20 protein-coding genes are annotated in these 19,899 nt (G+C 73.7%); 7 read left to right on the plus strand and 13 right to left on the minus strand.

Annotated features, from left to right (window positions below; genetic code table 11):
* Together arsB and CUT44_RS00020 are read left to right on the plus strand one after the other, a co-directional pair.
* A partial coding sequence (gene arsB / locus CUT44_RS00015; protein WP_100199995.1) for an ACR3 family arsenite efflux transporter occupies positions 1–942 on the plus strand: 942 nt, incomplete at its 5' end.
* A gap of 103 nt (positions 943–1,045) precedes the next feature.
* Positions 1,046–2,128 carry an ArsO family NAD(P)H-dependent flavin-containing monooxygenase gene (locus CUT44_RS00020; RefSeq protein WP_100200086.1) on the plus strand — a complete coding sequence of 361 codons (1,083 nt, stop codon included), beginning with the start codon at positions 1,046–1,048 and terminating at the stop codon, positions 2,126–2,128.
* Between the two features lie 59 nt (positions 2,129–2,187).
* Here CUT44_RS00020 and CUT44_RS00025 read toward each other — a convergent pair whose 3' ends face one another.
* The 5 genes from CUT44_RS00025 to CUT44_RS00045 form a co-directional block, all read right to left on the minus strand.
* On the minus strand, positions 2,188–2,724 hold the full coding sequence (locus CUT44_RS00025; protein WP_100199996.1) for a DUF2703 domain-containing protein: 537 nt from the start codon (positions 2,722–2,724) through the stop codon (positions 2,188–2,190).
* A complete protein-coding gene (locus CUT44_RS00030; RefSeq protein ID WP_146252143.1) occupies positions 2,721–3,095 on the minus strand; it encodes an ArsR/SmtB family transcription factor in 375 nt (124 codons plus the stop codon). Before CUT44_RS00030 ends, CUT44_RS00025 begins: the two co-directional genes overlap by 4 nt.
* Positions 3,092–3,685, minus strand: coding sequence for a hypothetical protein (locus tag CUT44_RS34660; protein ID WP_332888241.1), 594 nt, complete (start codon positions 3,683–3,685; stop codon positions 3,092–3,094). Before CUT44_RS34660 ends, CUT44_RS00030 begins: the two co-directional genes overlap by 4 nt.
* A gap of 712 nt (positions 3,686–4,397) precedes the next feature.
* Positions 4,398–5,777: a class I SAM-dependent RNA methyltransferase gene (locus CUT44_RS00040; RefSeq protein ID WP_100199998.1), complete on the minus strand. Its 1,380-nt coding sequence runs from the start codon at positions 5,775–5,777 to the stop codon at positions 4,398–4,400.
* A gap of 68 nt (positions 5,778–5,845) precedes the next feature.
* On the minus strand, positions 5,846–7,900 hold the full coding sequence (locus CUT44_RS00045) for an APC family permease (RefSeq protein WP_100199999.1): 2,055 nt from the start codon (positions 7,898–7,900) through the stop codon (positions 5,846–5,848).
* A 138-nt stretch (positions 7,901–8,038) separates the two neighbouring features.
* Here CUT44_RS00045 and CUT44_RS00050 point away from each other — a divergent pair, with 138 nt between their 5' ends.
* Complete coding sequence (locus CUT44_RS00050) at positions 8,039–9,748, plus strand: SDR family oxidoreductase (RefSeq protein WP_100200000.1); 1,710 nt, start codon at positions 8,039–8,041, stop codon at positions 9,746–9,748.
* Here CUT44_RS00050 and CUT44_RS00055 read toward each other — a convergent pair.
* Entirely contained in the window at positions 9,645–10,070 is a 426-nt protein-coding gene (locus tag CUT44_RS00055) for a MarR family winged helix-turn-helix transcriptional regulator (protein ID WP_233221040.1), read from the minus strand. The two genes, CUT44_RS00050 and CUT44_RS00055, sit on opposite strands and share 104 nt — an antisense overlap.
* 165 nt (positions 10,071–10,235) lie before the next feature.
* On the opposite strand from CUT44_RS00055, the gene CUT44_RS00060 reads away from it, so the two are divergent.
* From CUT44_RS00060 to CUT44_RS00070, 3 genes are all read left to right on the plus strand, one after another.
* The gene (locus CUT44_RS00060) at positions 10,236–12,386 is read left to right on the plus strand and encodes an MMPL family transporter (RefSeq protein WP_100200002.1); all 2,151 of its coding nucleotides are present in this window, start codon (positions 10,236–10,238) and stop codon (positions 12,384–12,386) included.
* Between the two features lie 109 nt (positions 12,387–12,495).
* Positions 12,496–13,164, plus strand: a complete 669-nt coding sequence (locus CUT44_RS00065) for a potassium channel family protein (protein WP_100200003.1) — start codon at positions 12,496–12,498, stop codon at positions 13,162–13,164.
* Positions 13,165–13,246: 82 nt separating this feature from the next.
* Entirely contained in the window at positions 13,247–13,957 is a 711-nt protein-coding gene (locus tag CUT44_RS00070; RefSeq protein WP_100200004.1) for a potassium channel family protein, read from the plus strand.
* 125 nt (positions 13,958–14,082) lie between these two features.
* Here CUT44_RS00070 and CUT44_RS00075 read toward each other — a convergent pair whose 3' ends face one another.
* The 6 genes from CUT44_RS00075 to CUT44_RS00100 form a co-directional block, all read right to left on the minus strand.
* Entirely contained in the window at positions 14,083–14,880 is a 798-nt protein-coding gene (locus CUT44_RS00075) for a DUF3159 domain-containing protein (RefSeq protein ID WP_408646687.1), read from the minus strand.
* A 3-nt stretch (positions 14,881–14,883) separates the two neighbouring features.
* Positions 14,884–15,282: an OB-fold nucleic acid binding domain-containing protein gene (locus CUT44_RS00080; RefSeq protein ID WP_100200005.1), complete on the minus strand. Its 399-nt coding sequence runs from the start codon at positions 15,280–15,282 to the stop codon at positions 14,884–14,886.
* A 92-nt stretch (positions 15,283–15,374) separates the two neighbouring features.
* The gene (locus CUT44_RS00085; RefSeq protein WP_100200006.1) at positions 15,375–16,106 is read right to left on the minus strand and encodes an ABC transporter ATP-binding protein; all 732 of its coding nucleotides are present in this window, start codon (positions 16,104–16,106) and stop codon (positions 15,375–15,377) included.
* A gap of 307 nt (positions 16,107–16,413) precedes the next feature.
* Positions 16,414–17,193: a DUF3710 domain-containing protein gene (locus CUT44_RS00090; protein ID WP_100200007.1), complete on the minus strand. Its 780-nt coding sequence runs from the start codon at positions 17,191–17,193 to the stop codon at positions 16,414–16,416.
* A 1-nt stretch (position 17,194) separates the two neighbouring features.
* On the minus strand, positions 17,195–17,746 hold the full coding sequence (gene dut, locus CUT44_RS00095; protein WP_100200008.1) for a dUTP diphosphatase: 552 nt from the start codon (positions 17,744–17,746) through the stop codon (positions 17,195–17,197).
* Positions 17,743–18,327: a PaaI family thioesterase gene (locus CUT44_RS00100; protein WP_100200009.1), complete on the minus strand. Its 585-nt coding sequence runs from the start codon at positions 18,325–18,327 to the stop codon at positions 17,743–17,745. Before CUT44_RS00100 ends, dut begins: the two co-directional genes overlap by 4 nt.
* 104 nt (positions 18,328–18,431) lie before the next feature.
* Between CUT44_RS00100 and CUT44_RS00105 the strand changes: the two genes are divergently transcribed.
* Positions 18,432–18,920: a DUF3093 domain-containing protein gene (locus CUT44_RS00105; RefSeq protein ID WP_100200010.1), complete on the plus strand. Its 489-nt coding sequence runs from the start codon at positions 18,432–18,434 to the stop codon at positions 18,918–18,920.
* Between the two features lie 106 nt (positions 18,921–19,026).
* Here the strand turns inward: CUT44_RS00105 and CUT44_RS00110 are convergent, their stop codons facing one another.
* Complete coding sequence (locus CUT44_RS00110; RefSeq protein ID WP_199185516.1) at positions 19,027–19,884, minus strand: hypothetical protein; 858 nt, start codon at positions 19,882–19,884, stop codon at positions 19,027–19,029.
* Positions 19,885–19,899 lie beyond the last annotated feature (15 nt).

Here is a 19,899-nt window from a genome sequence, read left to right on the forward strand (position 1 = left end):
ATCTCCCTGCCCATCGCGCTCGGCCTGCTGATCATGATGTACCCGGTGCTGGCCAAGGTCCGCTACGACCGCCTCGACGCCGTCACCGGCGACAGGAGACTGGTCGTCACCTCACTGGTCGTCAACTGGCTCATCGGCCCGGCCGTGATGTTCGCCCTCGCCTGGATCTTCCTGCCCGACCTGCCCGAGTACCGCACCGGCCTGATCATCGTCGGACTCGCCCGCTGCATCGCCATGGTCATCATCTGGAACGACCTGGCCTGCGGCGACCGCGAGGCCGCCGCCGTCCTGGTCGCCCTCAACTCCGTCTTCCAGGTCCTCGCCTTCGGCCTGCTGGGCTGGTTCTACCTCGACCTGCTCCCCGGCTGGCTCGGCCTGGGCAACGGCGAGGCCCTGGACATCTCCATGTGGGAGATCGCCCTCAACGTCGTCATCTTCCTCGGCATCCCGCTGCTGGCCGGCTTCCTCACCCGCCACCTCGGCGAGAAGAAGATGGGCCGGGAGAACTACGAGCGGCGCTTCCTGCCGAAGATCGGCCCCTGGGCGCTGTACGGCCTGCTGTTCACCATCGTCATCCTCTTCGCCCTCCAGGGGAAGACGATCACCTCCCAGCCCCTCGACGTCGCCCGCATCGCCCTGCCCCTGCTGGTCTACTTCGCGCTGATGTTCTTCGGCACCTTCGCCCTGGGCAAGGCCCTCGGCCTGGCCTACGAACGCACCACCACCCTGGCCTTCACCGCCGCCGGCAACAACTTCGAACTGGCCATCGCCGTCGCCATCGCCACCTTCGGCGTCACCTCCGGCCAGGCCCTGTCCGGCGTCGTCGGCCCCCTCATCGAGGTCCCCGTCCTCATCGCCCTGGTCTACGTCGCCCTCGCCTGGCGCAAGAAGTTCACCGCCCCCGCACGGCCCGCCGCCACCACACCGGCCCGGGACAGCTGATGCCCCACCTGGCTCCCCGCACCCGCGGAGCGGGGTGCGCCCACCGCGCCCGGACCGGCAGCCGCCGTCCGGGCGCGGCCCGTTCCGCGGCGGCGGTCTCCCCGTGACCGGACGGACCGATGTGCTCGTCATCGGCGGCGGCCAGGCCGGGCTCGCCGCCGGCTACCACCTGCGCCGCCTCGGAGTGGACTTCACCATCCTCGACGCGCAGCCCGCGCCCGGCGGCGCCTGGCGCCACATGTGGGACTCCCTGCACCTGTTCTCCCCCGCCGCCCACTCCCGTCTGCCCGGCCACCCCATGCCGCACCAGAGCGGCCGGGAATACCCCGACGCCGCACACGTGGTGGAGTACCTCACCGCCTACGAACAACGCTACGACCTGCCCGTGGCCCGCCCGGTCCGCGTGACGGCCGTACACCGCGACGGGGAGCGGCTGCGGGTAGAGACCGACTCCGGCACCTGGTCGGCACGGACCGTGGTCTCGGCGACCGGCACCTGGTGGCGCCCCTTCCTCCCGGCCGTCCCCGGCCGGGAGACGTTCACCGGGCGGCAGCTGCACACCACCGGCTACCGCAGGCCCGGTGACTTCGCCGGACAGAAAGTGATCGTGGTCGGCGGCGGCAACTCCGGCGCCCAGATCGCCGCCGACCTCGCCCTGGACCGCGGCGCCGACCTGACCTGGGTGACCCGCCGTCCGCCCCGCTTCCTGGCCGACGACATCGACGGCCGCGCCCTGTTCGACACCGCCACCGCCCGCCGCCGCGCACTGGAGGCCGGCCGCCCCGACACCGGCGGGGTCGCCTCCCTGGGCGACATCGTCGCCGTGCCACCGGTGCGCACCGCACGGGACGCCGGGCTGCTCAAGGCCCAGCCCATGTTCACCCGCCTGGCCCCCGCCGGCGCGGTGTGGGCCGACGGCACCACGGCCGGGGCGGACGCGGTCATCTGGTGCACCGGCTTCCGCCCCACCCTGTCCCACCTCGCCCCCCTGCGGCTGCGCACCACCGCCCGCGGCCGCATCCCCACCGAGGGCACCCGCGCCCTGGAGGAACCGCGGCTGCACCTGCTGGGCTACGGCGACTGGACCGGCCCCGCCTCCGCCACCCTCATCGGCGTGGGCCGCCCCGCCCGTGAGGCCGCCGCCCAGATCGCGGACCTCCTCGGCCCCGCTTCCCCGCGCGGATGACACACAGCGCCGGGGATCGCTCCCGGGCGCCGTATGTCATCCATGGCGGCCAGGACCGGTCAGCCGCAGGAACCGCTCGGCCCGCAGGCGACCGCCCCTGCGGCCGGGGCCTCGGCCGCGGAGGCGGTCAGGAAGCGGCGCAGGTAGGGGGACGGGCCACCACGCGAGAGGAAGTCGCCCAACTGCGCACTGCGTGCGGCAACCGCCCGGAGCAGGAAGTCCACCGCGGCGGCCAGAGGCAGGGAGGCATGGTGCGCTCCGCGCCAGGACCACACCCGTGCCTCGGAGTCGTCCGGGTGGGCGGGGCGCAGTTCGGTGCCCGCGGCCCGGAGGGCCGGGGATGCGCGGATGCCGTGCTCGACCGCCTCCTGCCAGGTGGCGACGGTGCGCCGGGTGATGTCCAGGGTGATGCCCAGCTGCGCGGCCAGGGGACGCACAGTGTCGGCCGCACGGGTGAGCGTGGCGAACGTCTCGTCACAGGCGCCGCAGGAGTCCTGGCCTTCCATGGCCACGGTCCAGTAGTCGACGGCGAGCCGTGCGCCGGGCTCGGGTGACGGCGGGCTGCCGGGGGCGGGGGAGGCATCGGTGGCGGTCACTGGGGCTGCTCCTTGCCGTTTCCGGTGGGTGCCGGGCAGGAGGCCGAGGCGGCGAAGTCCTCCCGGGCTCGGTCGAGGGTGTCGGCGATCCCGCGCAGGGCCTCGGCAACAGCGTCGTACTGGATCTCGTACAGCACCGTGCGTCCGGTCTTCGCCGCCCGCAGCACACCGGCCGCCCGCAGCAGCGCCAGATGCCGGGAGACCACGGACAGGTCGACATCCAGGCATTCGGCCAGCTCGGAGACCGAACAGGCCCGGCACCGCCCGGCAAGCAGATCGACAAGCCGGACGCGGGTGGGATCACCCAGGGCACGGAACATCTGGTGGGAGAGAACCGCGCCGAGATCACCGACGACATAATCATTGCTCACTTGCGCAAGTATGCAAGTAAAGCGACCGACGGGCAACCCCACCCGGCGGCTCCACCGGTGACGCCGCACCCGTCAGGCAGCCAGGACAGCGGTACCCACCCACGGGTCGGCCCGCCGAAGCCGCCCACCGCCCAGAGCCTGGTGTTCGAGCAGCCCGGGCGAGGCGGACAGAGTGGACCCTGCCGGCCCGCCTGACGGTTCGACCGGGTGAACATCTCCCGCCGGTCCACTCCGTGTTCGGCCAGGGCGGCACGCCAGTGGCCGTCGTCGAGCACCGAGACCGGCAGCCGGTGAAGCCACCGGCCCAGCGGCGCGATGTCCCCTCCGGTGCGCTTCAGCCACCAGTGCAGATCCCTGCCGAGCCGGCGCCGGGGCAGCCACCCGAGGGGGCGGCGGGTGGCGAGGGCGACCTCGGTGACGGCACCGAGTTCGGCCGCGATCTGGACGGCGGAGTTGCCGCCGCCCACCACCACGGCATCCGCCCTCGCCCCCTCCGCCGGCGCGGCCCTGGCCGCCCCCCGGGTGCCGTGCTGCCGTTCGGCCAAGGCGGACCACCAGTGCACGGGCTCCAGCCCACGCCGCGCTGCCACACCCTGAGCAAAGCCGATAGGGCATCCGCCGACCGTGGGAGTCCTCTGGGACTTCTCTGGGACTTCCGGCCCCGTCAACCGGTACGAACGTGACACAACCGAAAGATCATTCGCGCAGGTCAGCGGCTACCCCTCGCCTGTCGCGGCAGGTCACCGCGTTTGCTGGTCTCTTCTTCGACAACTGATCACTACAGAGCCGGTTGGCGAAACGCCCCGCCCGCGGCAGTCACTCAGCACGCCTATGGCAGCGGCGGTCCTCGTCCCGCCGGCTGCCCGCAGCAACGGCCTCTTTGGGGAGAATCTGGGGAGTATCCGGGCTGCTGGGGAATGCCTGGGGGAGGGTCGGCCGCGTAACACGGCACGCCCCTGGAGAGACGCTGAAAGACTTATCGGTGCAAGCCAGCCATGGGCGTGGTCGCATCTCCGCACGTCGACTCCGTTGGGTGAACAACTTCACGACGAAGCCCTCCAGGCTCAGGCCGACAAATGGCAAGACCCGGCACCACAGCTCTGCCAGCGCAGCCGACAAGCTCTACGGAGTCCCGCTCCGGTCACGTCTCAGCAGAGCTGCGACCTGCCCATCCAGCGACCTGACTCGCCGTCATAGAGCAAGATCAACGAGCGTCAAACGAGCGTCACGAGCGTCATTTCAGCGTCAAGATATCGCCCGTAGCGCCCACACCGCACATAATGCACATCGATAAACCGCAGGTCAGGAGCCCTTCGGCGCGGGCTTGAGGACCGCGACGCACTCCATGTGGTGGGTCATCGGGAACAGGTCGAAGGCCTTCGTGAAGTGCGGGACGTAGCCCTCGGCACGGAAGTACGCCAGGTCGCGGGCCAGGGCCGCCGGGTCGCAGGCGACGTAGGCGATACGGCGCGGACCGAGTGCGGCGATCTGCCGCACCGTCTTCTTCCCCGCGCCGGAGCGGGGCGGGTCCAGGACGACGATGTCGGCCTCGGTGATGCCGGTGCGCGGCAGGACCTTCTCGACCGTGCCGTGCTCGATACGGACCCGGTCGCAGTCGGCGAGGTTGTGGCGGGCGTCCTCCACCGCGCGCTTCGACGCCTCCACGCCGAGCACCGCGCCCTTCTCCCCGACCCGGTCGGCCAGCGCGCCGGCGAACAGCCCGGCGCCGCAGTACAGGTCGAGGGCCATGTCGCCCTTGTGCGGGGTCAGCCCGGTCATCACCGTCCGCACCAGCAGGTCGGCGGCCTGGTGGTGGACCTGCCAGAAACCGCCCGCGCCGATCCGCCAGGTGCGCTCGGCGGCGCGTTCGCGGACGTAGGGGCGGCCGTGGACACGGTGCACCGTCCGCTCCCCGCCCTGGCCGCGGGGCTCCTCCACCCGCAGGACCGAGACCGGGCGGTCCAGTTCCACCAGGGGCAGCCGGCCGTCGGGGCGGGGCGTGATCAGCACCTGGCGGTCGCCGGAGCCGGTGGCGGCGACGGCCTCCACGGAGGCCGTCTGCGGCCAGGCGCGCTTCTCGATGCCCAGCTCGCTCACGCCCGGCGCGGCGATCAGGCAGCGGTCGACGACCTCGATCTCGTGGGAGCGGTGGCGGCGCAGTCCGGCGCGGCCGGAGGCGTCGACGGCGTACTGCACCCGGGTGCGCCAGGCGGGGACCTCGCCCCGGGGGACCTTGTCGCCGGGCGCGGGCTCGACGGTGCCGTCCCAGCCGGCCTCCTCGGCGGTCAGTCCGGCCAGCCGCTGGAGCTGCTCGGCCAGGACGGCCGCCTTCAGCCGGCGCTGGGCGCCCGGTGCGGCGTGCTGCCAGTCGCAGCCGCCGCAGCGGCCGGGGCCGACGAAGGGGCAGGGGGCCTCGACGCGGTCCTTGGAGGAGTCGAGGATCTCCACCGCGTCGGCGCGCAGGAAACGGGAGTCCTCGTGTCCCTCGGTCACCCGCGCGACGACCCGCTCGCCGGGCAGGGCGTGGCGGACGAACAGCACCCGCCCCTCCCCGGTGCGGGCGACGCAGTGGCCGCCGTGGGCGACGGGGCCGATCTCGACCTCGTACTCCTGCCCGGCCAGCGAGGCGGGTGCGGTCTCGGGCGCGGCGGAGGACTCGGCGGGGGGTGTCGCGGGGGGCATGGAAGGGCGCTCCAGGGGACGGCGGGGGCCGGGACGGCAGTCGTCCAGCCTACCGGTCCCGGGGAGGGCTACGGCTCGCGCCCGTTCCCGTTCTCCTCCCCCGGACCGACCGGGCCGCGCCGCACCGCGCCGGGCGCGCTCCACTCCGCGCGGCGGCGCGCCCGCAGCCGGGCCCGCTCGGAGGACTCCAACTGGTACGGCACGGAGGTGACCATCACCCCGGGGGTGAACAGCAGCCGCCCCTTCAGGCGCAGCGCGCTCTGGTTGTGCAGCAGCTGCTCGTACCAGTGCCCGACGACGTACTCGGGGATGTAGACGCTGACCACGGCGCGCGGGTCGGCGCGGCGCAGGCTCTTGACGTACTCCACGACCGGCCGGGTGACCTCGCGGTAGGGCGAGTCGAGGGTCTTGAGGGGGATGTCCATGCCGTGCCGGCTCCACTCCTGGCGCAGGGCGCGGGTCTCCTCCGGGTCCACGTTGACGCTGAGCGCCTCCAGCACGTCGGAGCGCGCCAGCCGGGCGTACGCCAGGGCCCGCAGCGTCGGCTTGTGGATCTTGGAGACGAGGACGATGGAGTGCACCTTCGAGGGACGGGCCAGCAGGTCGCCGCCCGGCTCGGCGGGCGTCGCGAGCTCGTCGGAGACCCGGTCGTAGTGACGGCGGATGGCGGTCATCATCAGATAGAACAGGCCCATGCCGATGAGGGCGACATAGGCGCCGTGGGCGAACTTGGTGACCAGCACCACGATCAGGACCAGCCCGGTGAAGAAGGCGCCGAAGGCGTTGATCGCGCGGGAGCGGATCATGCGGCGGCGGGCGGCGGTGTCCCGCTCCCCGGCCAGCAGGCGGTTCCAGTGCCGGACCATGCCGGTCTGGCTGAAGGTGAAGGAGACGAAGACGCCGACGATGTAGAGCTGGATCAGCCGGGTGGAGTCCGCGTCGTAGACGTAGACCAGGACGGCAGCGGCCACGGCGAGCAGCACGATGCCGTTGGAGAAGGCCAGCCGGTCGCCGCGGGTGTGGAGCTGGCGCGGCAGGTAGCGGTCCTGCGCGAGGATCGAGCCGAGGACCGGGAAGCCGTTGTAGGCGGTGTTGGCGGCCAGGAAGAGAATCAGCGCGGTGGCCCCGGCCAGCAGCAGGAAGGGCACCGAGCCGTCACCGAAGACCGCGGCGGAGACCTGGGCGATGACCGGGTCCTGGTGGTAGTCGGGCCCGGCCGGGCGGCCGTCGATGAGGATGTCGGTGGCCGGGTTCTCGGACATCTTCACGTCCGTGGCCAGGGCCAGGGCGATGACGCCGCAGAACATGGTGGCGGCCAGACCGCCCATGAGCGCCAGGGTGGTGGCGGCGTTGCGGCTCTTGGGGCGGCGGAAGGCCGGGACGCCGTTGCTGATGGCGCCGACCCCGGTGAGGGCGGCGCAGCCGGAGGAGAAGGACCGCAGCAGCAGGAAGACCAGCGCGATCCCGGCCAGTGAGCCGGCCTCGGCGCGGACCTCGTATCCGGCGCTGGGCGCGGTCATGTCGTCGCCCAGGACGAACCAGCGGAAGGCGCCCCAGCCGATGGTGAGCAGCACCCCGGCGACGAAGACGTAGGTGGGGACGGCGAAGACCGTGCCGGACTCCCGTACGCCGCGCAGGTTCATCAGCGTCAGCAGTGCGATGACGGCCATCGCCACGGTGGTCTTGTTGTCGGAGACGAACGGGACCGCCGAGCCGAGGTTCTCCACACCGGCGGCGACCGAGACCGCCACCGTCAGCACGTAGTCCACCAGCAGGGCGCCGGCGACCGCGCGGCCGGCGCGGGGGCCCAGATTGGTGGTGGCGACCTCGTAGTCGCCGCCGCCGGAGGGGTAGGCGCGGACGTTCTGCCGGTAGGACGCCACCACCGCGAACATCAGCACGACGACGGCGAGGGTGATCCACGGCCCGTAGCGGTAGGCGGAGAACCCGGCGATGGAGAGCACCATCAGGACCTCGCCCGGTGCGTAGGCGACCGACGACAGGGGGTCGGAGGCGAAGACCGGCAGGGCGATGCGCTTGGGGAGGAGCGTCTCGGAGAGGCGGTCGCTCCGCATCGCCCGGCCGATCAGGAGCCGCTTGGACACGTCGGTCAGCTTGGACACGCAAGGGATCGTATGCCGCTGTCCGCCAGGGGGACCAACCGCCGTCCCCGAGCGGGGTGCGGCGGGGGGACCGGGCGGCGCGGGTGCCGGGGAGGAGCCCGGGTTGCGGGCCGGGCGGGCGGTGCCGAGCATGACCGTATGGGCGGCGGAACGGGTGGCGGTACGGACGGTGTCACAGGCGACGGCACAGGCGGCGGTACCGGTGGCACGGACGGCGGTACCGGTGGCACGGAGGACGGTACGGCGGCCGGCCCGCCGGTGCGCTGCCTGGTCACCGGGGCGAGCGGTTACCTGGGCGGGCGGCTGGTGCCCGAGTTGCTGGCGGCCGGGTACGCGGTGCGCTGCCTGGCCCGCGACCCGGCCCGGCTGCGCGACCACCCCTGGGCGGGGCGGGCGGAGGTGGTCCGCGGCGACGTGACCGACGCCGCCTCGACGGGCGCGGCCCTGCGCGGCGTGGACGTCGCCTACTACCTGGTGCACTCGCTGGGCGGCGGAAGCGGTTTCGAGGAGACCGACCGGACGGCGGCCCGGATCTTCGGGGAGCGGGCCCGGGCCGCGGGGGTGCGCCGGATCGTCTACCTGGGCGGGCTGACGCCGCGCGGGGTGCCCGAGGAGGAGCTCTCCCCGCACCTGCGCTCCCGGGCGGAGGTGGGGCGGCTGCTGATGGACTCGGGGGTGCCGACGGCGGTCCTGCGGGCGGCGGTGGTGATCGGCTCGGGTTCCGCCTCGTTCGAGATGCTCCGCTACCTGACCGAGCGGCTTCCGGCGATGGTCACCCCGAGCTGGGTGCGGACCCGGCTGCAGCCGATCGCCGTCCGCGACGTGCTGCGCTACCTGGTCGGCTGCGCCACGCTGCCGACCGGGGTGAACCGGACCTTCGACGTCGGCGGCCCGGAGGTGCTGACGTACCAGGAGATGATGCGGCGCTACGCCGAGGTGGCCGGGCTGCGGCGGCGGATCGTGCTGCCGGTGCCGGTCCTGTCCCCCACCCTGTCCAGCCACTGGGTCGGCTGGGTCACCCCGGTGCCCGCCGCGCTGGCCCGGCCGCTGGCGGAGTCGCTGCGGCACGAGGTGGTCTGCGCCGAGCACGACATCGCACGGTACGTGCCGGATCCGCCGGGCGGCCGGACCGGGGTGACGGAGGCGCTGCGGCTGGCCCTGAAGCGGGTGCGGGAGGCGGACGTGGCCACCCGCTGGTCCTCCGCGTCGGTGCCCGGCGCACCCAGCGACCCGCTGCCCACCGACCCGGACTGGGCGGGCGGCAGCCTGTACACCGATGTGCGGCGGCGTGCCGTGGCCGCCTCGCCCGAGGTGCTGTGGCGGGTGGTGGAGGGCATCGGCGGGGAGAACGGCTGGTACTCCCTGCCGCTGGCCTGGACGGTACGGGGCCTGCTGGACCGGCTGGCCGGCGGGGTGGGGCTGGCCCGGGGGCGGCGGGACGCGGCACGGCTGCGGGCGGGCGACGCGCTGGACTTCTGGCGGGTGGAGGAGATCGAGCCCGGGCGGCTGCTGCGGCTGCGGGCGGAGATGCGGCTGCCGGGGCTGGCCTGGCTGGAGCTGTGGGTGGAGCGCGGGCCGGAGGGTGGGACGGTCTACCGGCAGCGCGCGCTGTTCCATCCGCACGGGCTGGCCGGGCAGGCGTACTGGTGGGGGGTTTCGCCTTTCCACGCGGTGGTATTCGGCGGGATGGCCCGCAACATCGCCGAGGCCGCCGAGGCGTCGGAAGCCGCCGGGAGCGCCGGGGTCACGGCGGAGGGGGCGGGTCCCCGTCCGGCCGGCGCGCGGCGGCCAGCTCGTCGTTCATGGCGGCCAGGAAGCGTACGACGACGCGCAGTTCGGCGTCGCTGAAGCGCCGCCGGACGGCGTCGGTGGCCTGCGCCAGCGGGCGGAAGTACTCGCGGGCCACCTCCCGGCCCCGGGAGGCGTAGTGGAGGTGGACGGTTCTGCGGTCGGCCGAGTCCCGGGTGCGCCGGATGTGGCCCGCGCGCTCCAGCCGGTCCAGGCAGGCGGTGACCGCTCCGGAGGTGAGTTGGAGCCGCTCCCGCAGCATGCCCGGCGTCACGGGCCCGTCGTCCGCGTCCAGGATCTCCACCAGGGCCTGCACATCGGTGGGGTGGAGGCCCTGGGAGCGGGCGAAGTCGTGCGCCGTCCGGCTGAACTCGCCGTTCATGCGGCGGAGCAGTACGGCGAACGCTTGCAGACCGGTGGGGTCCTCTGAGCCGTGCACTCCTCCAGAATATACATTCTTGATCATCGACTATCTCAACGGGAAAGATTCCCGTCCACCGGGGTACCCGTCGGTGCGGAGTCCGCGTCCTTCAGCTCAGGGGAGTTCATGAAACCCACACCTCGCGTCCTGCGGTGGCTGGTACCCGCCGCACTGATCGTCGTCTGGCTGGCGGTCGGCGGCCTCTTCGGGCCGTACGCCGGGAAGATCGGCGAAGTCGCCACCAACGACCAGTCCTCCTTCCTGCCCGAGAGCGCCGAGTCGACGAAGGTGACCGAGGAGCAGCAGGCCTTCCAGCGGACCGAGACCGTGCCCGCCATCGTCGTCTGGGAGACGGCGGGGGAGGGCGGGATCGGCGCGGAGCAGCGGCAGCGGGCCACCGCCGTCCTGCGGGAGCTGTCCGGCGCGGAGTGGGCCGCGGGCCGCCCCTCCCCCGCGGTGCCGTCCGAGGACGGCCGGGCCCTGCAGGGGGTGGTGCAGCTCTCCGCCGGTCTGGACGACGAGCTGCCCGGGGTGATCGACTCGATCCTGGAGACCGCCGGGCAGGTGCCGGGGACCGAGGTCCACGTCGCCGGACCGGCCGCCACCCAGGCCGACCTCTCCGAGGCGTTCGCCGGGATCGACGGGCTGCTGCTGGGCGTCGCGCTCAGCGTGGTGCTGCTGATCCTGCTGCTGGTCTACCGCAGCGCGCTGCTCCCGCTGGCCATCATCCTCGGCTCCGTCTTCGCCCTCGCCCTGGCCACCGCGATCGTCTACTTCCTCGCCGACCGGGACCTGGTGCGGGTGGACGGCCAGGTGCAGGGCATCCTGTTCATCCTGGTCATCGGCGCCGCCACCGACTACGGCCTGCTGCTGTCGGCCCGGTTCCGCGAGGAACTGGCCCTGCACGGCGACCGGCTGCAGGCCGGGCGGACCGCGCTGCGCCGCTCCCTGGGCGCGATCCTCGCGAGCGGCTCCACCGTCGCCCTGGCGCTGCTGGTACTGCTGCTGAGCGATCTGCGCAACAACCAGGCCCTCGGGCCGGTCGGCGCCATCGGCATCGCCTGCGCGATGCTCAGCGCCCTGACCTTCCTGCCGGCCGTCCTCGTGGTGCTCGGCCGGACCGCGTACTGGCCCGCCCGGCCCAAACCGCCGCAGGACCCGGACGACCCGGGGGGCGCCCGCGGGGTGTGGGGACGGGTCGCCGCCGTCGTGGACCGCTCCCCGCGCCGGGTGTGGGCGATCTCGCTGGCCTCCCTGGCGGTCGCCGCGGCGTTCTCCCCGATGCTGACCTCCAAGGGGACGCCGCTGGAGGAGCTCTTCGTGGGCGAGACGCAGTCCGTCACCGCCCAGCGGGCGCTGAACGAGCACTTCCCCGGCGGCACCGGCAACCCGGCGGTGATCATCGCCGACGCCGACCGCCTGCGGCAGGTCACCGCCGCCGCGCAGGAGACCGAGGGGGTGTCCTCGGCCGCGCCGGTCACCGAGTCGGGCCGGCCCGGCGGGGGCGAGCCGCTGGTGGTCGACGGGCGGGTGAGCGTCCAGGCGACCCTGGAGGCCGAGAGCGACTCCGACGCCGCCCGGCAGACCGTGGAGCGGCTGCGGGAGTCGGTGCACGCGGTGGACGGCGCGGACGCCCTGGTCGGCGGCTACACCGCCCAGCAGCTGGACACCCTGAACACCGCACGGCACGACCGCGCCCTGATCATCCCCGTCGTCCTGGTGATCATCCTGATCATCATCATGGGGCTGCTGCGCGCGGTGGTGATGCCCGTGCTGCTGGTGGCGACCGTGGCTCTGAACTTCCTGGCCACCCTGGGGATCGCCGCGCTGGTCTTCGAGTACCTCCTGGGCTACAGCGGCACCGACCCCTCCATCCCGCTGTACGGCTTCGTGTTCCTGGTCGCCCTGGGGGTGGACTACAACATCTTCCTGATGACCCGGGTCCGCGAGGAGACGCTGCGGCACGGCACCCGCCTGGGCGTGCTCAAGGGGCTGACCACCACCGGCGGGGTGATCACCTCGGCCGGTGTGGTGCTGGCCGCGACCTTCGCCGCCCTGGTGGTGATCCCGCTGTCCTTCCTGGCCCAGATCGCGTTCATCGTCGCGTTCGGCGTCCTGATGGACACCATCGTCGTGCGGTCCCTGCTGGTGCCCGCCCTCGCCCGGGACATCGGTCCCGCCGTGTGGTGGCCGAGTGCGCTGCGCCACCGGGACGGGGAGCGGTCCGGACAGGCCGGGAAGGGCCGGGAGGAGATCGGTACGCCGGATGCCGGGTAGCGTTACGCCCCGGAACACCTCCGGGCAGCTGCCCCGTCGGGGCGGGAAGGGTGATGCGCGATGCCGGCCAGGGTCGTGACAGCAGGAGAGAGTACGGGGTAGCGGCCTTATGCACGTCGTCATCATGGGGTGCGGGCGGGTCGGTGCCGCGCTCGCGCAGACGCTGGAGCAGCGGGGCCACACGGTCGCGATCATCGACCGGGACCCCACCGCCTTCCGCCGGCTGGGCCCGGCCTTCGGCGGACGCCGCGTGGAGGGCGTCGGTTTCGACCGCGACACCCTGGAGGAGGCGGGGATAACGGAGGCCGGGGCGTTCGCCGCGGTCAGCAGCGGCGACAACTCCAACATCATCGCCGCCCGGGTGGCCCGCGAGACGTTCGGGGTGGAGAACGTGGCGGCCCGTATCTACGACCCCCGCCGCGCCGAGGTCTACCAGCGGCTGGGCATCCCGACCGTCGCCACGGTCCGCTGGACGGCCGACCAGATGCTGCGGCGGCTCCTGCCCTCCGGGGCGGAGCCGCTGTGGCTGGACCCGACCGGCGGCGTCCAGCTCGCCGAGGTGCACGCCGCCGCCGCCTGGGTCGGGCACCGGGTGAGTCGGCTCCAGGAGGAGACGGGCACCCGGGTCGCCTTCATCACCCGGCTGGGCGAGGCCATGCTGCCGACCTCCGACACCGTGATCCAGGAGGGCGACCTGGTGCACGTGGTGATGCGCTGCGACCGGGTCGGCGACGTGGAGGCGGCCTTCTCCAGGGGACCGGAAGGGGACCTGCGATGAGCACGACGGCAGGCGCGCCGGGAAGGGCCGCGTCCGGCCGCCCGGCACTCCGGACGGGCGCGGGGACGACGGGAGGCGTGCGATGAGGGTCGCGATCGCCGGAGCGGGCGCGGTGGGCCGCTCCATCGCCGGTGAACTGCTGGAGAACGGCCACGAGGTGCTGCTCATCGACAAGGCGCCCGGGGCCATCGCGGTGGAGCAGGTGCCGCAGGCCGAGTGGCTGCTGGCCGACGCCTGCGAGATCACCTCGCTGGACGAGGCGGCGCTGCAGCGCTGCCACGTGGTGATCGCCGCGACGGGCGACGACAAGGTCAACCTCGTGGTCTCCCTGCTCGGCAAGACCGAGTACGCCGTGCCCAGGGTGGTGGCCCGGGTGAACAACCCGCGCAACGAGTGGCTGTTCAACGAGTCCTGGGGCGTGGACGTGGCCGTCTCGACCCCGCGGCTGATGTCCGCGCTGGTCGAGGAGGCCGTCAGTGTCGGCGACCTGGTGCGGCTGCTGCGGTTCAGCCAGGGCGACGCCAACCTGGTCGAGCTCACTCTGCCCCCGGAGTCGGCGCTGGCCGGGACCAGGGTGGGCGAGGTGGAGTGGCCCGAGGACACCGCGCTGGTGACGGTGATCCGCGGCAGCCGGGTGCTCACCCCGGGCCCCCAGGAGGCCCTGGAGGCGGGCGACGAGCTGCTGTTCGTCGCGGCGCAGGCCCGCGAGCGGCAGCTGGAGGACCTGCTGTCGGTGCGGCGCGAGACCGAGGAGCCGCGACAGGACGCCGAGGAGGAGCCGGAAGAGGGCTGAAGCTCCCGGCCGGGAACACCGGGACACCGGTACGGCCCGCCCCCGCGCTCGGCGCGGGGGCGGGCCGTACCGGTGTCCGTAGCGATGCCCGTACCGGTTGGACCGAGGGGGCGCCGTACGCCGGGTCAGGGCTCCGCCGGAGCCTCGTCCGGCCGGCCGCGGACCCCGGCGCGTTCGCGCTCCTTCGCCCGCTCGGCCTCCTCCTCGGCCGCCAGTTCCGCCTCCATCTCGGCGATCACGTCGATCGGCGGCGGTGCCTTGGCCAGGAAGACGTAGGTCAGGTAGACGCACAGCAGCAGCGGCGGAATGCTCAGCGCCACCTTCACCCAGCCGAGCTGGGTGGCGTCGCCCCACAGGTAGATCGGGAAGAGGATCGCCGATTTGGCCAGCAGGATCAGCCCCCAGGCCCAGGTCGCCTTGGTGTACGCCTTCAGCCGGCCGGGGTTGCGGGTGCGCCAGGAGAGGTTCTCGCGCAGGATCGGCCCGAGCAGCACCCCGATCAGCGGGAAGCGCAGCATCGCCGAGAGGCAGTACACCACCGCCAGGCCCAGGGTGTAGAGCATGCCCGGCAGGTAGAAGTCCCTCGCGTCGCCCGACATCATCGCGAAGACCGCGCCGAAGGCGACCCCGAAGACCCCGCTGAAGGCGTGCTTGAGGGTCTCGCGCCGCACCAGGCGGACCACCGCGAGCAGCAGGGTCAGGCCCAGGGCGGCGGCGGCCGAGAGGTGGACGTCCCGCTTGACCGTGTAGACCAGGACGAAGACCAGACCGGGCACGGTGGTGTCCACCATGCCGCGCACCCCGCCGAAGGCCTCCAGCACCGCCTTGTCCGAGACCGTCGGCGGTACCGGGGCCGGCGCGGTCCCGGCACCGGCGGTCCCGTCCGGCCGGCCGGGACCGCCGGGCTTGTCGAGAGAGGTCACCCGCTACTCCTGTCCGATGGGTCGCAGCTCGTACTTCGGGTTGAACAGCACCGGACGGCCGTGGTTCATGGCGATCCGTCCGGAGGCGATCAGCCGGCGGCCGGGCTCTATCCCCGCGATGGACCGGCGGCCCAGCCACACCACGTCCAGGGGCGCGGACCCGTCGAACAGCTCCGCCTCCAGGGCGGGCACTCCGGCCCGCGGGCGCTGCGTCACCGTACGCAGCGTACCGGCCACCTTGACGATCTGCCGGTCACCGCAGTCGCAGATGCGTGTGCACCCGCTGTTCTCGGTGTCCTGCCGCAGCTCGGCGGAGAGCAGTTCCTCCTGCGAGGACGACAGTCGTCCCAGCATGCGCCGCAGCCGGCCGCCCCGCTTGTCCCCCCGGGTATCGCCACTCATGCGGCCAGCGTACTCGTGCCCCCCGGCACCGGTAACTCCCCGGCGCCCTGAAGGCCGGTACGGGCCGCGCCGGGCCGGTACGGCCACCCGGTTCAGGGCGGGGTGGGGAGGGCCGGCCGGCTCTCCGGGCCGGTTTCCGGCAGCCGCCCGTCCCGCAGTTCCAGGACCCGGTCGGCCCGGGAGAGCAGCCAGTCGTCCCTCGTGGCCACCACGGTGGTGACCCCCCGGTCGCGCACCAGGGCGTGCAGCAGTTCCAGCAGGGCGGTGCCGGAGGCCGCGTCGAGCTGCGCGGTGGGCTCGTCGGCGACGAGCAGCACGGGGCGGTTGGCCAGGGCCCGGGCGATGGCGACGCGCTGCCGCTGCTCCCCGCTCAGTTCGGCGGGCCGCCGCCCGGCGTGCTCGGCCAGACCGACGTCGGACAGCAGCCGGGCCACCCGCGCGTCGCGTTCGTCCGGCGGCACGTTGCACAACCGCAGCGGCACGCCGACGTTCTCGGCGGCGGTGAGGACCGGCAGCAGCCCGGAGGAGGGGAAGACGGTGCCGATGCGGTCGCGGCGCAGCCTCAGGCGTTCCTGCTCGCCCAGTTCGTCCAGCCGTATGCCGTCGACGGTGATCCGGCCGGCGGCGGGGGTGTCGAGCCCGCCGACGAGTGCGAGGAGCGTGGTCCGGCCGGACCCGGGGCGACCGGTGACCGCCACGAGCTCCCCTCGCCGGACGGTGAGCGACAGGCCGTGCAGGACCCGGCCGGCGGGCTCGTGGCCGTAGGAATGGTGCAGATCCTCGACCTCGACAACGGTCTCGACGGTCTCGACCCCGACGTCCATGCGGCCTCCCCCTTCCGGACCCCCCGGACGGTTCGAGACTAACCCCCCGCGGACCACCGCCGCCGCCGAACGACCGCTCGTTGTCACAAGTGCGAGTGCCCTCGTGGGCAAAGGCCCGGGCGGCGCGCGGACAGCGCACGAACAGCGCGCGGACGGCTCCGGACCGTGAGCACAAGGGCGCGGGGGACCGGAGAGGGGACGAGGGACGACGGCCGACCGGAGAAGGCCGGGAGAACACCGGGGAATCCCGGAGAAGGCCGAGGCCCTGCCGCTCCCCACAGCGGCAGGGCTCTCGCGCCGGATCCGGTCAGCGGACCTCGGTGATCTCCGGACCGCGCTGGAGCTTGTCGATGCCCCCGGCGAAACGGGAACCCTGCTCGTCCTGCTGGTCCTGCTGCACGTCGGGCACCATCTGGGCGTCGTCGGGCAGCTTCAGGGTGATCGGGTCGCGCGGGGCCATCGGGCCGTCGCCGCGCACCACGACGGTGTCGCGGAAGATCTGCTCCAGCAGCCCGGCCGCCCGCGGCTGCACCGCGCCCTGGCCGGAGATGACCCCGCGCAGGAACCAGCGGGGACCGTCCACCCCGACGAAGCGGACGACCTGCATGCCGCTCTTGCCGTCCGGGAGCTGGACCGGCACCTGGGCGCGCAGCTCCCAGCCCAGCGAACCCTCGGTCTCGTCGATGATCCCGCCCTGCTTGGTGATGCCGCCGGCGATCTCCTCGCGCACCTCGTCCCAGATGCCCTCGCGCTTGGGTGCGGCGAACGCCTGGAGCTGGATGGCGCTGTCCTTCAGCACGACGGTCGCGGCGACGATCGACTCGCCCGCGACCTCGACCCGCAGCTCCATTCCCGGCACCCCGGGTACGAACATGCCGCCCAGGTCGACCCGTCCCTCGCCCGGCGCGTGCAGTTCGCTCACGTCCCAGGGGCCGTCCGGCCGGGGGGCCGGGGGCAGCTTCACCCGGTCCCGGGCGCCGTCGGCGGACTCGTCCGACGCGCCGGTGCTCTCGTCGGATCGTTCCGTCTCGAACTCGTCCGAGGCGCCCTCGGGCCCTGCTTCCTTCTTGCGACGACGTCCGAACACGTCACTGTCCCTTCAGGTCCGCGGTCTCGTCGACCGCGTCCGCAGCGTAATGAGCGTACTGATTGTGCTGTGCGGCGTGGCCGCCCGTCGATCCGAAGCCCCCCGCCGCGCGCTCCGACCCGGGCAGCTCGGCCACCTCGTGGAAGCGCACCGTCTCGACTCGCTGGACGACGAGCTGGGCGATGCGGTCGAACCGTTCGAACCGGACGCTCTCGCGCGGGTCCAGGTTGGCCACGATCACCCTGATCTCCCCACGGTACCCGGCATCGATGGTTCCGGGGGCGTTCACCAGACAGACCCCGCAGCGGGCGGCCAGGCCCGAGCGGGGGTGCACGAAGGCGGCGTACCCGTCGGGCAGGGCGAGGGAAACCCCCGTGGGCAGTACGGTCCGCTCCCCCGGCTCCAGTTCGGCGGCCTCGGTGGTGACCAGATCGCATCCCGCGTCGCCGGGACGGGCGTAGGAGGGGACGGGCACCTGGGGGTCGAGACGGCGGAGCAGTACCTCGACGGGAGAGCGGCCGCCGGGACCGGCCGGGCCGGCGGGCCGGCTCACGGGTTCACCTCGAAGGCACGGGCGCGCCGCACCATGTCGGGGTCGGCCATCGCCTCCTCGATCTCCTCCCGGCGGCCGTGGCCGGTGAAGTGCTCCACCCGTACCTCGACGAACAGGGCGTCGGCGCGCACCGCGACCGGTCCGTCCGGGGCGCCGAGGCGTCCCGTGGCGGTGCAGTAGATCTTGCGTCCGTGGCGTGCCAGGACCCGTGCCCGCAGATGCAGCACGGTGCCCACGGGCACGGGCCGGAGGTAGTCGGTCTCCAGCCGCCCGGTGACCGAGATGGTGTGCGTCAGCAGGTTCAGGGCCCCGAGGGTGTCGTCCAGGGCGGTGGCCAGCAGTCCGCCGTGGGCGAGACCGGGCGCCCCCTGGTGTTCGGGCCGGACGGTGAACTCGGCCGTCACGCTGACGTCCTCGCCCGCCCGCACCACCAGGCGCAGCCCGTGCGGCTGCCCGGCGCCGCAGCCGAAGCACCGGTCGTAGTGGGCGCCCAGCGGTTCGCCGGGCGCGGGGGCGTCGGGATGACGCACCGGCGGGACGGCGTCCCGGGGCGGCGTCAGCGATGTCCTGGTGGTACTCACGGGTGCTGACCCTACCGCCGCTCCCTACCGCCGGGTCACCGCCGGGGCACCGCCGAGTCACCGCCGGATCGGGAAGGGCGCCGGGGGCGTGCCAAGCTGGTGGCATGCAACCTCCTGGTCCCTCCCCCGAGGCTTCCGGCGTCCCGCCCCGCGTGCTGTACGACGAGCGGCTGACCGCGCCGCGCTCCTGGTGGCTGATCGCCGCGCTGGCCGGGGTCTCCTGCGGGCTGATCCTGCTCCCGCTGGGCACCCTGCCGCTGCTGGGCGGTCTGGTGGCCGGTACGGCGCTGGTCGCGGTCGGCGTCAGCGCCTACGGGTCGGCCCGCATCCGGGTGGTGGCCGGTTCCCTGGTCGCGGGGGACGCCCGGGTGCCGGTGCGGGCCCTGGGCGAGGCACACGTCCTGGACGCCGAGCAGGCGCGGGCCTGGCGCACCCACCGCGCCGATCCGCGCGCCTACATGCTGCTGCGCGGCTATGTGCCCACGGCGGTCCGGGTCGAGGTCACCGATCCCGGGGACCCGACCCCGTATCTGTATCTGTCCACCCGGCGGCCGCGCGCCCTCGCCGAGGCGCTGGAGGCGGCCCGCGCGTGAACAGCCGGCCGCCGGCGCGGTCCGGGCGGCGGGAGAGGCACGGGAAAGCACGGGAAAGCGCGGGAGGACGGACGCGGAGGGAGGGCGGAGCCGCCTCGGGCGCCGGTCAGTCGCCGGCCTCCAGCGCGCGGTGGCCGCCGGTGCCGTCGGCCTCCGGGGCCGGGAGGGCCTCCCAGAATGTCTGCCGCTTCCGCAGGTCCTCGCGGATCCGCTCGGCGAGTTTCCTGGTCTCGCGCCGGTTCATCAGCGCGCCCGCCACCGCGCCGATCATGAACGGCGCGAGGTTGGGGAAGTTGCGCACGGTGCGTCTGAGGAGCCGCTGGCGCAACTGGCGCCGCAGCTGGCTGCCGAACGCCGCGTTGAGCGAGGCGGCGCTGGTCAGCTCCACGCCGCGCTCCTCCGTCCAGGCCGTGAGGTACGCGGCGGCCCGCTCACGGGCGTTGCCGGGCGGCCGCAGGCCGTAGACCTCGTACAGCTCGGCGATGAGTTTGAGCTCCACCGCGGCCACTCCGACGACCTCGGCCGTCAGCTCGGCGGGCATGGCCGGGGGCACCGGCAGCATCGCCGAGGCGCCCACCCCGGCGCCGACGGCCGCGCTGCCCTTCACCGCACCGGATATCAGCCGGTCGGCGAGCTCCTCGGGCCCCAGCCCGGGGAACTGGCGGCGGAGGGTGTCCAGGTCGCGGACGGGGATGCGGGGAGCGGTCTCGATGATCCGGTCGGCGACCACGCCGAGGAACGCCTTGACCCTGCCGCGCTCGTGCGGCTCCCGCCCGGCCCCGCCGCGCGGCCCGGGCGACCGCCGTCCGCGCAGCAGCCGCGGCCCGCGGCCGCCTTCCGGCGGGATCCCCGCTTCCTCGGTTCCCGCCAGGGGTGCTGGTGCGAGCGAGGCCTCCTGGTCAGGGCCTCGCCCGCCGTCGTGCGCGCCGCTGTGTTCGCCGTTGTACTCGCCATCGACCGCCATCAGCCGGCGCTCCCG

Origin of the sequence: Streptomyces carminius (assembly GCF_002794255.1) — a bacterium.
In the GTDB taxonomy this organism is placed as follows: Bacteria; Actinomycetota; Actinomycetes; order Streptomycetales; family Streptomycetaceae; genus Streptomyces; species Streptomyces carminius.

What these genes read in the sequence shown, in the direction of transcription:
- CUT44_RS00040 (WP_100199998.1), bottom strand. Translation starts at nt 5,777, where the DNA reads ATGCCCCCCGCGACACCCCCCGCCGAGTCCTCCGCCGCGCCCGAGACC.
- CUT44_RS00050 (WP_100200000.1), top strand. Translation starts at nt 8,039, where the DNA reads ATGGGCGGCGGAACGGGTGGCGGTACGGACGGTGTCACAGGCGACGGC.
- CUT44_RS00055 (WP_233221040.1), bottom strand. Translation starts at nt 10,070, where the DNA reads ATGAACGGCGAGTTCAGCCGGACGGCGCACGACTTCGCCCGCTCCCAG.
- CUT44_RS00060 (WP_100200002.1), top strand. Translation starts at nt 10,236, where the DNA reads ATGAAACCCACACCTCGCGTCCTGCGGTGGCTGGTACCCGCCGCACTG.
- CUT44_RS00065 (WP_100200003.1), top strand. Translation starts at nt 12,496, where the DNA reads ATGCACGTCGTCATCATGGGGTGCGGGCGGGTCGGTGCCGCGCTCGCG.
- CUT44_RS00070 (WP_100200004.1), top strand. Translation starts at nt 13,247, where the DNA reads ATGAGGGTCGCGATCGCCGGAGCGGGCGCGGTGGGCCGCTCCATCGCC.
- CUT44_RS00080 (WP_100200005.1), bottom strand. Translation starts at nt 15,282, where the DNA reads ATGAGTGGCGATACCCGGGGGGACAAGCGGGGCGGCCGGCTGCGGCGC.
- CUT44_RS00085 (WP_100200006.1), bottom strand. Translation starts at nt 16,106, where the DNA reads ATGGACGTCGGGGTCGAGACCGTCGAGACCGTTGTCGAGGTCGAGGAT.
- CUT44_RS00105 (WP_100200010.1), top strand. Translation starts at nt 18,432, where the DNA reads ATGCAACCTCCTGGTCCCTCCCCCGAGGCTTCCGGCGTCCCGCCCCGC.
- CUT44_RS00110 (WP_199185516.1), bottom strand. Translation starts at nt 19,884, where the DNA reads ATGGCGGTCGATGGCGAGTACAACGGCGAACACAGCGGCGCGCACGAC.